At 60.8% G+C, this 13,010-nt stretch carries 11 protein-coding genes; 6 read left to right on the top strand and 5 right to left on the bottom strand.

The annotated features are described in order from the left end of the window. Positions 1–48: 48 nt before the first annotated feature. Together L8I05_RS21430 and L8I05_RS21425 are read left to right on the top strand one after the other, a co-directional pair. The gene (locus L8I05_RS21430; RefSeq protein WP_003216190.1) at positions 49–642 is read left to right on the top strand and encodes a phosphoheptose isomerase; all 594 of its coding nucleotides are present in this window, start codon (positions 49–51) and stop codon (positions 640–642) included. Continuing rightward, positions 639–1,220 carry a BON domain-containing protein gene (locus L8I05_RS21425; protein ID WP_159954298.1) on the top strand — a complete coding sequence of 194 codons (582 nt, stop codon included), beginning with the start codon at positions 639–641 and terminating at the stop codon, positions 1,218–1,220. The genes L8I05_RS21430 and L8I05_RS21425 overlap by 4 nt, the downstream gene beginning before the upstream one ends. Positions 1,221–1,288: 68 nt before the next feature. Here the strand turns inward: L8I05_RS21425 and L8I05_RS21420 are convergent, their stop codons facing one another. Next, positions 1,289–2,068 carry an OmpA family protein gene (locus tag L8I05_RS21420; RefSeq protein WP_159954297.1) on the bottom strand — a complete coding sequence of 260 codons (780 nt, stop codon included), beginning with the start codon at positions 2,066–2,068 and terminating at the stop codon, positions 1,289–1,291. Positions 2,069–2,277: 209 nt separating this feature from the next. Then, positions 2,278–2,922 (bottom strand): MBL fold metallo-hydrolase, encoded by a 645-nt coding sequence (locus L8I05_RS21415; protein ID WP_159954296.1) that lies wholly within the window; start codon positions 2,920–2,922, stop codon positions 2,278–2,280. A 166-nt stretch (positions 2,923–3,088) separates the two neighbouring features. Here L8I05_RS21415 and L8I05_RS21410 point away from each other — a divergent pair, with 166 nt between their 5' ends. Genes L8I05_RS21410 through L8I05_RS21395 form a run of 4 tightly spaced genes read left to right on the top strand, consistent with a single transcriptional unit; the run spans position 3,089 to position 6,540 of the window. Beyond that, positions 3,089–3,679: a paraquat-inducible protein A gene (locus L8I05_RS21410; protein ID WP_159954295.1), complete on the top strand. Its 591-nt coding sequence runs from the start codon at positions 3,089–3,091 to the stop codon at positions 3,677–3,679. After that, positions 3,676–4,320 carry a paraquat-inducible protein A gene (locus L8I05_RS21405; protein ID WP_159954294.1) on the top strand — a complete coding sequence of 215 codons (645 nt, stop codon included), beginning with the start codon at positions 3,676–3,678 and terminating at the stop codon, positions 4,318–4,320. The genes L8I05_RS21410 and L8I05_RS21405 overlap by 4 nt, the downstream gene beginning before the upstream one ends. Continuing rightward, entirely contained in the window at positions 4,301–5,962 is a 1,662-nt protein-coding gene (locus L8I05_RS21400) for an MlaD family protein (RefSeq protein ID WP_242171415.1), read from the top strand. Before L8I05_RS21405 ends, L8I05_RS21400 begins: the two co-directional genes overlap by 20 nt. Positions 5,963–5,976: 14 nt before the next feature. Continuing rightward, complete coding sequence (locus L8I05_RS21395; protein WP_242171414.1) at positions 5,977–6,540, top strand: PqiC family protein; 564 nt, start codon at positions 5,977–5,979, stop codon at positions 6,538–6,540. A 94-nt stretch (positions 6,541–6,634) separates the two neighbouring features. On the opposite strand, the gene L8I05_RS21390 is transcribed toward L8I05_RS21395, so the two are convergent. The 3 genes from L8I05_RS21390 to L8I05_RS21380 all read right to left on the bottom strand — a co-directional run bounded on the left by L8I05_RS21390 (position 6,635) and on the right by L8I05_RS21380 (position 12,938). Continuing rightward, the gene (locus L8I05_RS21390; protein WP_242171413.1) at positions 6,635–9,364 is read right to left on the bottom strand and encodes a LuxR C-terminal-related transcriptional regulator; all 2,730 of its coding nucleotides are present in this window, start codon (positions 9,362–9,364) and stop codon (positions 6,635–6,637) included. A gap of 273 nt (positions 9,365–9,637) precedes the next feature. After that, positions 9,638–11,002 (bottom strand): DUF1329 domain-containing protein, encoded by a 1,365-nt coding sequence (locus L8I05_RS21385; RefSeq protein ID WP_242171412.1) that lies wholly within the window; start codon positions 11,000–11,002, stop codon positions 9,638–9,640. A gap of 43 nt (positions 11,003–11,045) precedes the next feature. Continuing rightward, on the bottom strand, positions 11,046–12,938 hold the full coding sequence (locus tag L8I05_RS21380) for a DUF1302 domain-containing protein (protein ID WP_242171411.1): 1,893 nt from the start codon (positions 12,936–12,938) through the stop codon (positions 11,046–11,048). Positions 12,939–13,010: the final 72 nt, after the last annotated feature.

The raw sequence follows: 13,010 nt of genomic DNA, 5'->3' as shown, positions 1-13,010 counted from the left end.
GGCTGCACATTCCTGTGCCAAACAGCCGCGCTACTTAAGGTCACACAGATGGACATGCAATCCCGAATTCGCCAGCTTTTCCAGGCCAGTATCGACACCAAGCAACAGGCGATGGACGTACTTGCACCGCACATCGAGCAAGCCAGTCAGGTCATGGTCAATGCCTTGCTCAACGAGGGCAAAATGCTTTCGTGCGGCAACGGCGGTTCGGCCGGTGATGCCCAGCACTTTTCCTCCGAGCTGCTCAACCGCTTTGAGCGCGAGCGCCCGAGCCTGCCGGCCATCGCACTGACCACCGACACGTCGACGATTACCTCGATCGCCAACGACTACAGCTACAACGAGATCTTCTCCAAGCAGATCCGCGCCCTGGGCCAACCGGGGGATGTGTTGCTGGCGATTTCCACCAGCGGCAACTCGGCGAATATTATTCAAGCGATCCAGGCCGCACATGATCGCGAAATGATTGTCGTAGCATTGACCGGACGCGATGGCGGCGGCATGGCCTCGCTGCTGTTGCCGGAGGACGTCGAGATACGCGTCCCGGCCAATGTCACCGCACGCATTCAAGAAGTCCACCTGCTGGCGATCCACTGCCTGTGCGATCTGATCGACAGCCAACTGTTCGGGAGTGAAGAATGACCGTTAACCGCCTCAGCCTTTTGGCCATTACGCTGTGCCTCGCCATCAGCGGCTGCAGCACGGCAATCACTGCGACACGTGACACACCCATTCAGGATGACCGGGGCACACGTACCTTTGGCAGCACCATTGATGACTCGCTGATCGAAACCAAGGTCAAGGTCAACGTTGCCAAGGCCGCAACAGACCTGGGTAACGGCGCCTCGCGTATCGTCGTGACCAGCTTCAACGGCGTGGTACTGCTCGCTGGCCAAACGCCGCGTGCCGACCTCAAGGCCCAGGCCGAACAAGCCGCCTCGAGCGTGCAACGGGTGAAGAAGGTTCACAACGAACTGCAAGTCATGGACCCGATCACGCTGCTGGCTATCAGCAACGATGCCTTGCTGACCACCAAGATCAAGGCGCAGATGCTCACAGATAGCGCCGTTCCAGGCTCGCGGATCAAGGTCGTCACCGACAACGGCATCGTTTATCTGATGGGCCTGCTGACCCAGGCGGAAGCCACTCGCGCAGCCAACCTGGTACAAGGCGTGTCCGGCGTGCAGAAGATCGTAAAAGTCTTCGAATACATCGACTGATGTAAACGCTGGCCACAAAAAAGGGCGCCGTGCATTGACTGGACGGCGCCCTTTTTATTGGCCAGCGATTATTGGTACTGCTGGTACGGGTTGCCCTGGAACTGGTTGTTCTGTTGCGGCGCTTGTTGTTGCTGTTGCTGGCCTGGCTGACCGTATTGCTGGCCAGGGATCGGGCCGAGGTTGACCTCTACGCGACGGTTCTGGGCGCGACCATTCACGTCGGCGTTGCTGGCAATCGGGTTATCCGGGCCGGCACCGCGTGCGCTCAGGTTGGTCGGGCTGACACCTTGGGACGTCAGGTAGTTGGCCACGCTCTGCGCACGGCGCTGGGACAGGTCCATGTTCAACTGGCGGCTGCCGGTGCTGTCGGTATAGCCAACGATCTGGATGGTGTTCTGGTTGAACTGCTTCAGCGAGCCCGCCAGATTGTTCAGCGGTGTGTAGAAGCTGCTGGAGATCGCATCCGAGTTGGTGGCGAAGGTGATGTTACCCGGCATGATCAGCTTGATCTGATCGCCCTGGCGCTGCACTTCAACACCCGTGTTGGCCATGCTGGCCCGCAGTTTCTTTTCCTGCTGGTCGGCATAGTAACCATAACCCGCACCACCAAGACCTGCGACGGCGGCACCAATCAGGGCGCCTTTACCACGGTTATTATGGTCGATCGCGGCACCGGCCAAACCACCGGCCAATGCAGCCAGGCCACCGTACTTGGCGGTTTTGCTGATACCACCTTGCGAACCATCATTTGCCTGCCCCTGGCTGCCGTCGTAAGGATTAGGTGAGGCGCAACCGGACAACAAGGCTACGGCGGTGGCAACAACAAGAAGACGACGCGGAGTAAACATGAAGGGAGCTCCTACTTTTGCATTCTGTGGTGCAAAGGACATTGGCAATGGACCTGTGCCGGGTTTTGAACGCGACAAACGGTAAAAATTCCATGCCCGGCCAGCCCGCGCTCTACAAAGGTTGAGCACACTAAAACCCTAGCAGAGACTTCCTGAACGGAAATTGTCATTTTCTCTATAAGCCTTGTCGGACGGTTGCCATTTGGTATCTAGGCCCTGACAAACGGGTTCTCACGCATCTCGTCCCCCAATCGCGTATCCGGCCCGTGCCCAGTCACCACCGTCGCGCCTTCATCCAGCGTATACAAACGTTGCTTGATCGAACGCACAATGGTCGCCTGATCGCCGCCCCACAGGTCGGTGCGCCCCACGCCGCGCTTGAACAACGTGTCACCGGCAATCAACAGTTTGGCCTCGGCAAACCAGAAGCTCATCGAGCCCGGCGTATGCCCTGGCGTGTGCAAGGCCACCCCGCAGCCACACGCCAGCTCCTCGTCATCTTCCAACCACCGATCCGGCGACGGCACGGGCGTATAAGGCACACGAAACATCTGGCATTGCATCTCCAGGTTGTCCCACAGAAATTGGTCCTCCTTGTGCAAGTGCAACGTGGCGCCCGTCTTCTCCTTCAACTGGCCGGACGCCAGGAAATGATCCAGGTGGGCGTGGGTATGAATGATGCTCACCACCTTCAAACCCAGCGCATCGAGGCGCGCCAGGATCAGCTCGTGATTGCCGCCCGGGTCGACCACAATGGCTTTTTTAGTGATTGGGTCGCCAATGATCGTGCAGTTGCACTGCAACGGGCCGACGGGGAAGGTTTCGCGGATCAGCGCGGTTTTTTGGTTATTCATGGGTGTTCCTGCAAGCTCTATGGCACATTCCACGCGCAGTATGGTTGAGCTTGCCCCTGATCCGGAAGGGAGCAGCCCGCATCACATCTACTGCTAAGCTGTCCAAGCGCCATTGAATCAGCAGCACTGTCCAAGACCGCAGCGCGTCGCGTTGGGAGCAACACTTATGGCGAATCAACGGGTCATCTGCGAACACTGCGACTGCGTGTATGAAAAAGTCACGCTCGCCAAACATCAAAAAGCCCTGTGCATACGCTGCGCAGGGGTATTGCAGCGTTACAACGGCCTGTCGGTGCAGCAACGCCTCGCGTTGAGCGTTACCGCCGCCGTCCTGTGGACGTTTGCCAACTTCTATCCGGTGATGAGCATCAGCCTGCAGGGCTTGAACAACAGCGCGACCCTGTGGGATTCGGTGGTTGCGCTGAGCCTGGGGCCGATCACCTTTATTGCGTTGGTGGCCGCGATTTCCATCATCATCGCGCCGGTATTCCAGCTGGTGCTGCTGATCTGGGTCTTGAGTTTCGCCCTGTCCGGCCGGCGCTCACCCGCGTTCAAGCTGTGCATGCGCTGGCTGGAAGCCCTCAGGCCGTGGAGCATGCTGGAGGTCTGCCTGCTCGGCGCCATGGTGGCGGTGTTCAAGCTGGCCGGCATGCTCGACGTGGTGCCCGGCACCGGCCTGTTTGCGCTGGCGGCGCTGAGCCTGTTGCTGATCCGCATCGCCGGGCGTGATGTGCGCGATTTGTGGGACGTTCTATGAATTCGCCACCGACCGCCCGTGAACTTAACCTGTGCCTGTGCCACACCTGCGGCCAGCCCTGCGACATGAGCAGCGCCCCCACCGAGTGCGACCGTTGCGGCGCGGCCCTGCACCGGCGCAAGGTGCACTCGCTGACCCGCACCTGGGCCTACATGCTCACAGCGCTGGCGTTTTATTTTCCGGCGAACCTGTTGCCGGTGATGAACACCACGATGCTCGGCTCGGGCGCGGACAGCACGATCATGAGCGGCGTGCTGGAGTTCTGGCAGCACGGCGCCTGGGACATTGCCTTGATCATTTTCATCGCCAGCATTGCGGTGCCCGGCATCAAATTCGTGTCGCTGACACTGCTGCTGGTCACCGTGCAGCGCAACAGCCGCTGGGCGCGCAAGGAGCGCTCGAAGCTGTTTCGGTTTGTTGAGCTGATCGGCTACTGGTCAATGCTCGATGTGATCGTGGTGGCGCTGGTGGCCGCGCTGGTGCAGTTCCAGGCCTTGGGCACGATCGAGCCGCGCCTGGGCATTTTGTTTTTTGGCTTGGTGGTGGTGTTTACGATGCTTGCAGCCATGAGTTTTGACCCGCGCCTGATCTGGGAAACCCCACACAACGAGGAGCGCTTGGATGACGCCACACAACGCTGACACCCCTGCTGGCACATCGGCAGGCACGCCTGCGATCAAGACGCGGCGCTTCAGCGTTTCGCTGGTGTGGATCGTGCCGATTGTCGCGGTGCTGGTGGGCATCTCGCTGGTGGTTCACAACGTCCTGCAACAGGGCCCGACCATCATCCTTAATTTCAAGACCGGCAGCGGCCTGGTCGCCAACAAAACCGAAGTCAAATACCGCAATGTGGTGATCGGCCAAGTCTCCGACGTGGCCTTGAGTGATGACCAGAAAAGCGTCAACGCCACCATCAAGCTGGCCAAACAGGCGGAGAGCTTCACCCGCGAAGACTCTAAATTCTGGGTGGTGCGCCCACGCATCGGCGCCGGTGGCGTGTCGGGGATTGATACCTTGCTGTCCGGCGACTACATCGGTGCCGACATCGGCCAGTCCGACACCCGTGCCAAGCAGTTCAAAGGCCTGGAAAACCCACCGCCGATCACCTACGGCGAACCGGGCAAGCGCTTCACCCTGCATACCCAGGGCCTGGGGTCGCTGGATATCGGCTCGCCGGTGTATTACCGCAAGATCCCGGTGGGCCAGGTGGTGGCCTATGAGCTGGATGCCGAAGGCAAAGGGGTGAACATCGAGGTGTTCGTGCATGCGCCCAATGATGTGTATGTCACCGAAAACACGCGGTTCTGGAATGCCAGCGGCATTGACCTGAGCGTCGGCGCCAATGGTTTCGCGCTGAAAACCGAATCCTTGTCGTCAATGCTGGCCGGCGGCATCGCGTTCCAGGCGCCGCCCTACAGCCCCAACGACAAACCGGCTGACGAAGATCACACCTACGAGCTGTTCGACGACCAGCAAAGCGCCCTCGCCCCGCCCACCGGCAAAGGGCAATACATGGCCTTGCGCTTTGATCAGGCACTGCGCGGCCTTAAAGTCGGCGCGCCGGTTGAGTTCCTCGGCGTTGAATTCGGCAAAGTGGTGTCGATCAACCTGGACTACGACGCCAAGAAACGCAGCTTTCCGATCAACGTCGGCATCGTGATCTATCCACAATTGCTTGGGGAGGCCAATACCAAGCTGCTCAAGGCCACCAACCACGACCCCAACGATGAGGCCGGCGGCGTACGCTTGATCGGCACGTTCATCGAAAACGGCCTGCGCGCCCAGGCTCGCAGTGGCAGCCTGCTGACCGGCCAGTTGTACATCGCTCTGGATTTCTTCCCGAAAGCCGAGAAAGTCGCGTTTGACCCGAACCTGCGCCCGATCAACATCCCGACCATTCCCGGCAACCTGGAACAACTGCAGGTAAAACTCGAAGGCATCGTCAACAAGATCAACCAGCTGCCGATCGAACGCATCGCCGGCAACCTGGATGGCAGCCTGGTCGAACTGCGCAAAGGGCTCAACCAGTTCAACGCCAAGACCCTGCCCGGCGTGCAGAACACGCTGGGCGACGTGAGCAAGACCCTGCAATCGGCCAACTCAACCCTGGCCGAAGACTCGCCGCAACGCGAGCAACTGACCCAGACCCTGGACGAACTGGGGCGGATGTCGCGCTCCTTGCGCGAGCTGTCGGATTACCTCGGCCGGCACCCGGAATCGCTGATTCGCGGCCGCCCCGACAACGCCGCGCCGACAGACCTGCAAGGGCCACCCCGCAAATGAGCATTGGAGCAGCCATGACGTTTCCGTTGAAGATCACCCTGGTCGGCGCGCTGCTGTTACTTGCAGCCTGCCGCAGTGAGCCGATTGCGTTCCACACCCTGACTCCGGTGCACTGGACTAACAGCACTCAAGCGCAGGCCAGCGATATCCGCATTGAAAGTATCAGCGTGCCGCCCCAGGTCGACCGCGCACAGATCGTGATTCGCCAAGGGGATAGTGGCGTGGCGATTCTTGAAACCCAGTGGTGGGCCGCAACCTTGGCCGATGAGCTGAAAAGTGCGCTGGTGGATCAACTGGCCAACAGTCATTCCCGGCAGCCCGTATCGTTGCGCGTTGAAGTGCAGCGATTCGACTCGGTGCCTGGCCAATACGCACTGCTCGACGTGCGCTGGCGCCTGCGGCCACCCCTTGGCGGTGATGCTCAACCCCTGACCTGCCGCACCACCTTGCAGACGCCGGCGGGCCCGAGCATTGACGACCTGGTGGTAGCGCATCAGAACAACCTCAAGCGCTTCGCCGCCCTGGTCAGCAAAACCGCCGACACGTCATTGAAAACGTGCCCGACTGCGCCGCAGTAAACCTGTGGGAGCTATGCAGACAACTGGGTACATCAGGCACACAGCGTTGAGGCCATCGCAGGCAAGCCGGCTCCCACAGGAGAGCGGCCCATTGTCAGGCCAGCAGGCCCATCGACTTGGCGCGCGCCACCGCCTGGGTGCGCCGCTCCACGCCCAGCTTGCTGTTGATGTGGCTGGCGTGGGTTTTCACCGTGTGCAGCGAAATGAACAGCTGGTTGCTGATCTCCTGGTTTGAGCAACCCTGGGCGATCAGTTGCAGCACCGCCAGCTCGCGGGTGCTGAGGGTTTCGTGGGTGGGCGAGGTCTCGATGGCGGCCACCACCGGCAGCAGCGCCAGCAGGCTCTGGTTGAGCAAGCCGTGCGGGTCTTTGCCGAGTTGCTCGCGCATCCAGTCCGGGTGGCTTTCCAGCAAGCGCTGGAACGGTTGCAGCGCGCCACCCGCTCCGGCCTCAAGTGCCTGGGCCAGAATCGGCCGCGCCTTGGCTTCCTGGCCACAGGCCAACAATAAATGCGCCTGCTGGGTCAGGGCCATCAAGGCAATCATCTGGCGCCCGCTGTTATGCGCCTGCTGCGCCAGCTCATCAAGGCGTTGCAACGCGGCGGCGGGCTGATGGCGGATGGCGTCAAGGGCGGCCTGTTGCAGCCCGATGTGTTGCGCCAGGTGCGGATGAAACTCCGGCGCGGCGGCAGCATTCTCGCCATTGTAGGTTTGCCCCAGCCGAGCCAGCCACGCGTCGGCGAGGTCGGTACGGCCTTGGGCCAACCACAATTCGCATTTGATCAGGGTGATCATCGCCAGGTAGTAGATCGGCGGTACATCCCAGATGTGCATCAAGCGCTCGGCCTCGGCGAGTTCGGCGAAGGCTTTGGCAAAATCGCCGCGTCGCCCTTCGAAATTGGCGATCACGCAATGCCCGATCAGCACGCTGATATCCCGGCAGGCACGCGCTTCGCTCAAGCCGGCACGCAGGCGAGCCAGGCCGGCTTCGGGCTGATAACGCACCAGCAGCAAATAACCTTCGTACAGCGACAAGCGCGCGCGCACGGCGTACAGCCGCTGGGGCGCCAGGCCGTGCAGGCGCTGCAGGCCTTGGCGCACTTCGTCGAGGGAGCGCAAAATTTCGCCACGCGCCTGTAAGACACGTGCTCGGTCGTAGTGGGCCAGCGCCTCAAACAGCGGGTTGCCGACACGCTGCGCCAACTCCAGGGATTCGCGATTCAGGCCTCGGGCACGCCACAGGTCGGCGTCCACAATGGCCAGGTTGGACAGGGTCGACAGGCACATCAACCGCTGGCCGTAGCGTTTGTGCGGCAGGCTTTCCAGGGCTTCGCTGCAATAACGCTGGGTCAACTCGCGATCGCCGCGCCCACGGGCAATGATCCCGCTCAGGGCGAGCCATTGCGCCAGCATCGATTTTTGCGCGGTGGCCGACGGCGCCGGCAGGAAGCGGCTGAGGTAGCCGGACAACTCTTCGGCCGCATCCAGCTGGCACGCCAAGCCCAGGGCCCAGCTGTACAGCACGATCAAACGCGGCGTGCTGATCAGCAGGCTGTCGGGCAAATCCATCTTCCAGCGCAGCAACATGCCGACGTTCTGCTCGGCCAGCAGTTGTTCCTCCGACAGGTTCTGCACCAGGTTCGCCGCCACATCGAGGTGGCCGGCGCGCAACGCCTGCTCCACCGCTTCATCGATCAAGCCCTGGGCATTGAACCAGCGACAGGCCCGCAGGTGCAGGCTGGCTATCGGCAACGTGGCGTTACTGGCACGGCGGGTACGCAGCAGGTCGGAAAACAGATGGTGATAACGATACCAATGGCCTTGTTCGTCCAGCGGCACCAGAAACACTTGATGGGCCTGCAAATAGCGCAGGATCTCGGCGCTGTCATGGGCTTCGCGCACGGCATCGCACAATTCGCTGCAAAAACGATCCTGGGGCGCAGTGTCGTAAAGGAACGCCTGCACTTCAGCCGGCAAGCAGTCGATGACTTCTTCGAGCAGATAATCGCGAATCAGCCCTTCGCCGCCGTGCAAACTCTGCGGCAGCGCGCTTTCATTGCCGGCTTCGGACAAGGCCAGCAGCCAGAAACGCAGGCCCGCCACCCAGCCCTCGCTGCGTCGAATCAGGTTGTCCAGCGCCTCACCGCGCAACGAACTGCTGTGCCGATCGAGCACGGCCAGCGATTCGTCGTGGGTCAGGCGCAGGTCTTGTTCGTGCAGTTCGAGCAAGTGCCGTGACAGCCGCAACCGCGCCAGGTGCCAGTCGGGGCGCTGGCGGCTGGTGACCATCACCACCAGCCCATCCGGCAAATGATTGAGGAAAAATTGCAGGCAGCGATCCAGCACCGGGCCCTGGGCCAGATGGTAGTCATCCAGCACCAGCAATAACGGCGCATGCGTGGACAGATGCAGCGTCAGCTCATCGAGCAGGCCGTCGAGCCATTCTTCAAAGGCAAAGGGTTGGTGACGCTGGCGCATTTTCAGCAGGCCCAGGGATTGGGCGCCGATCTGCGGGAAGTACTGTTGCAAACCGTCGAGCAGGCGCTCGAGGAATCGGCCGGGGTCGTTATCGCGTGGGCTCAGGCCCAGCCACAGGCTTTGCCAATGGGCCGGCAAACTCTGGCAAAACTCCACCGCCAACGAACTCTTGCCGAACCCGGCGGGTGCGCTGACCAGCAATAGTCGCCCGGCAAGACCGGCACTCAGCCGTTCGCACAGGCGCGGGCGCAGCACATAGCCGTCAGGCAAAGGCGGCCTGTAAAAGCGTGCTTCCAGGGTTGGAATCACCGCGCTTGCAGGCCCTTGGATTCGGGACAGATCAGTCATCGCCGGGCTCTTGTAGAAGGCTGTTGTCGGCATTGCAGATGTCCGCAGACTAGCGGTAAAAGCGGCAGGTTTGTAGATCTTTGCAACATTTGCCTGAAAAAGAACTGCGACAAAAAATCTCATCACAAACAAAAAATGGGAGCCGCCCTGTGTGGGAGCTGGCTTGCCGGCGATGCAGGCGCCAAGGTGTGTCAGTTACACCGAGGTGATGCTATCGCTGGCAAGCCAGCTCCCACAGGGGCCGCTCCCATTTTTGGTGGCGGTTGCTACGGCTTAGCGAACCCCATCCTGGCGCAACGCCGCTGGGGTGAAGTCGCTGGTGGTGGCGGTGAAGCCGAAGTCATACGCCTGCTTCTCTTCGTTCTTCATGCCCAGCGCCAGATAACGGCCGGACTGCAGGTCGTAGAGGGTTTCGAGGGCGTACCACGGCACTTGCTTGTCGTAGTAGTTCTCGGCATGGGCTTCGGCGACGCGCCACAATTGGCCACGGCCGTCGTAGTGGTCGATGACTGCGGCTTGCCAGGTGTCTTCGTCGATGAAGAAGTCACGTTTGGCGTAGATGTGGCGCTGGCCTTCCTTGAGGGTGGCGACCACGTGCCAGACGCGGCGCAGCTCGTAGCGGGCGAGGTCCTGGTTGATGTGGCCGGCCTTGATGATGTCGACGTACTTGAGCTTCGGATCGTCGATCTTGTAGCTGTTGGAGGCGATGTAGATTTCTTTTTTGCCTTCCAGCTTCCAGTCGTAGCGGTCCGGCGCACCGTTGTACATGTCGAGGTTGTCGGAGGTGCGCAGGCCGTCGGCTGCCGTACCCGGCCCGTCATAGGACACTTGCGGCGCCCGGCGCACGCGGCGCTGACCGGCGTTGTAGACCCACGCCGAACGCGGCTCTTTCACTTGGTCGAGGGTTTCGTGCACCAGCAGCACACCACCGGCCAGACGTGCCGGCGCGGTCACTTGCTGCTTGAAGTAGAACAGCACGTTGCCCGGGTTTTTCGGGTCGTAGTCCTTCATTTTGTCGCGGAACACGAACTGGTCGCGGAAGTACACCAGGCTGAACGAGCCGTTGGTTTGTGGGGTCGCCTGGGTCACCAGACGGGTCACGCTGCCGCCGCGATAACGGGTGATGTGGTTCCAGATGACTTCCACGCCGCTTTTCGGGATAGGGAACGGAATCGCGGTTTCGAAGTTTTCCAGGCCGTTGCCGCCGGACACCAGGTTGGTGTTGGTGGCGTTCTTCTTGATGGCGGCGAACACATCAGCCGGCACCGTGGCGCCGCGATGGGTCGGGTAGACCGGCATCTTGAAGGTGTCCGGGTAGCGCTTGAACATCGCGTACTGCCCAGGCGCCAGCTTGTCTTTGTACTGCTCGACGTTTTGCGCGGTGATGGTGAACTGCGGTTGTTCGCTGGCGTACGGGTTGGCCAGGAAACCCCGGGCGTCCACGGCGCCGGCATTGGTCGGCAACGGTGACCATTTGGGGATGGTGCCAGCGGCGTTACCGGCCATTTCAGCGCCCATCGGGGTCAGGGTCGTCCCCAGCTTGGCGGCTTCATCCGCCGAGACCGCCGCCATGACGTTGCTCGCCAGGATCGACAGCCCAAGCACACCCACGTGCAACAGACTTTTAGTTATTTTCATGCTCTGGTTCTTCCTGAAAACAAACTGCTTAAAGAGAGTGTGCTTAGAAGTTCACGCCGGCGCTCAGCGCGATGAAGTCGCGGTCATCCACCGTGGTGAACTTGCCACCAAAGAAGTTGGTGTAGTTCAGGCCTACGGTGTAGGTATTCTGGTACTCGGCATCGACACCCAGGCTGACGGCCTTGCGACCCTCTTCAAAGTTGCCGCCAGGACCTGGCGAATAACCTTTGACGTCATGTGACCAGGCCACGTTGGGCTTGAGGTTCACACCGGCAAACACATCCGGGTACTCCCAGATGGCGCGACCACGGTAGCCCCAGGAGGTGGCGGTGGTGAAACCATCGTTGTCGCAGTACTTGGAGACATTGCTGGCATCTGCGCCTGGGCCGGCGCCGCCGATAGTGGACGGGTTGAGGATCTGCGCACAGGTGTTACGCCCGCCAGTTGACGGCAACGCGCCAGGACCGAAGACCGGATCGCGGCCATAACGAACCTTGTTCTTGCTTTCGAGCCCACCCACATGCGTCACGCCCACTTCACCCACGAGGGTCAGACGGCTGGCACCCATCACCTGATCGAAAAAGTGCGTCAGGGTGGTCTGGAACTGAGTGATCTCCTTGCGACGGTAACCATTCAGGTCCTGGCCCTTGGCGCCGCTGAGCAGGGATGCATTCGAAAATGCGCCGCCCAGGTCTTTCACACCCGCATACAGGATGTCGGTGGTATTGAGCTGTACCGGCGCGTTAGGGCGATAGCTCAGCTCGCCACTCCAGGCAGTCCCGGTAGGCAGGGTGGTCGAGAAGCTCAAACCGTACAGACGGATATCTTCCGGGTACTCGATAAAATACTTGGAGTTACCCGCGATAAATACCGGAGCCAATGTGCCGAAGGCCGGTGCAATCGCATAGGCGGACGCGGGTGCCGCGGTTGCGCTGAAGATCGGCGCGCGGCTGTGGTAGTTCATGAAGTAGGCACCGAATTCGGTGTCCAGTGGCTCGAAGTTGTAGTGCATGGCCACGCCAAACTGGCCGCTGTCACGCGCATCCCGATCACCGCCACGACGAACCAGGGTGCCCTCTTCGTTGGTGTCCACGCCGCGCGCCGCGAATTGAGCGAGCGCCCCGCGACCCGCCGCCGTGGCGGCAATGGTCGAGCGTTTGGCAAGCAGGCGCAGGTTGTCGCTGCAGCCGTCGGAGACCACATCAGGCTGGGAGAAGAAGGTGCCGCAGTTGTCGGTAACGGTCTGGTCCCACTCCAGTTGGTAGAACGCTTCCGCCGACAGGTTATCGGTCAGCGTCTGCGACACGTAGAACATGTTGACGGGGATCAGGCCTTCCTTGATTTCAGCCCCCGGGCGACGGAATGCGGACACGTCGATGGGGTTAATCGAGTTGATACCGCCACCGATGAAGGTACTTTCACCCCAACTCACCACCTGCTTACCGAAGCGCACGTTGCCCGGCTGATCGGCGATGGTGTAGTTGTGATAGATGAAGGCGTCGAGGATCTGCCCACCGGAAGACTTGGCGCCTTCCTTGCGGTTGTTGTTGCTGACGTTCTTGAAGTCCAGGTCTTCGTTTTGCAGGGCAAAGTCGTACCAGTACTTGCCACGCACAAAAATGCCGGTGTCGCCGTATTTCAATTCAAGGTCATGGATACCCTTGAAGATCTTCGAGAAGGAATCGCCCTTGTCGAAGTTCAGGTGGCCGTCATCGGAGGTTTGCGACAACCCCTTGCCACCGTTGTTGACGCCGATCAGGTCCTTGTTTCGACCCGCAGTCGACCAGCTCGCCCCCACCGACAGGGATGAGTCAAAGCTACCTTCGATTTCACCGATATTGAAACTGACGCCGAATGCGGGCCCGGCGAGCGTAGAAGCGAGACTGACGGCCAGGGGCAGTCTTGCCCGGCGCCAGAACTGGTTTACTGAGGTCATCGACGCTACTCCATGTGCATTATTGTTATGGCAGTGAGTTCTGTCTTCTGGATGCATGTAACGGCCGGAATA

It is taken from the genome of Pseudomonas sp. MONT-RG-20F-20-E-7-02, assembly GCF_022662395.1.
Classification (GTDB): Bacteria; Pseudomonadota; Gammaproteobacteria; order Pseudomonadales; family Pseudomonadaceae; genus Aquipseudomonas.
The sequence above is the reverse complement of the archived record's forward strand: the minus strand, read 5'-3'. Positions and strand labels throughout refer to the sequence as shown.

Bases quoted from the DNA above. Each gene is read 5' to 3' on its own strand.
- L8I05_RS21390 (WP_242171413.1), bottom strand. From the start codon at position 9,364: ATGACTGATCTGTCCCGAATCCAAGGGCCTGCAAGCGCGGTGATTCCA.
- L8I05_RS21380 (WP_242171411.1), bottom strand. From the start codon at position 12,938: ATGACCTCAGTAAACCAGTTCTGGCGCCGGGCAAGACTGCCCCTGGCC.
- L8I05_RS21385 (WP_242171412.1), bottom strand. From the start codon at position 11,002: ATGAAAATAACTAAAAGTCTGTTGCACGTGGGTGTGCTTGGGCTGTCG.
- L8I05_RS21395 (WP_242171414.1), top strand. From the start codon at position 5,977: ATGACGTTTCCGTTGAAGATCACCCTGGTCGGCGCGCTGCTGTTACTT.
- L8I05_RS21425 (WP_159954298.1), top strand. From the start codon at position 639: ATGACCGTTAACCGCCTCAGCCTTTTGGCCATTACGCTGTGCCTCGCC.
- L8I05_RS21400 (WP_242171415.1), top strand. From the start codon at position 4,301: ATGACGCCACACAACGCTGACACCCCTGCTGGCACATCGGCAGGCACG.
- L8I05_RS21420 (WP_159954297.1), bottom strand. From the start codon at position 2,068: ATGTTTACTCCGCGTCGTCTTCTTGTTGTTGCCACCGCCGTAGCCTTG.
- L8I05_RS21410 (WP_159954295.1), top strand. From the start codon at position 3,089: ATGGCGAATCAACGGGTCATCTGCGAACACTGCGACTGCGTGTATGAA.
- L8I05_RS21415 (WP_159954296.1), bottom strand. From the start codon at position 2,922: ATGAATAACCAAAAAACCGCGCTGATCCGCGAAACCTTCCCCGTCGGC.
- L8I05_RS21430 (WP_003216190.1), top strand. From the start codon at position 49: ATGGACATGCAATCCCGAATTCGCCAGCTTTTCCAGGCCAGTATCGAC.
- L8I05_RS21405 (WP_159954294.1), top strand. From the start codon at position 3,676: ATGAATTCGCCACCGACCGCCCGTGAACTTAACCTGTGCCTGTGCCAC.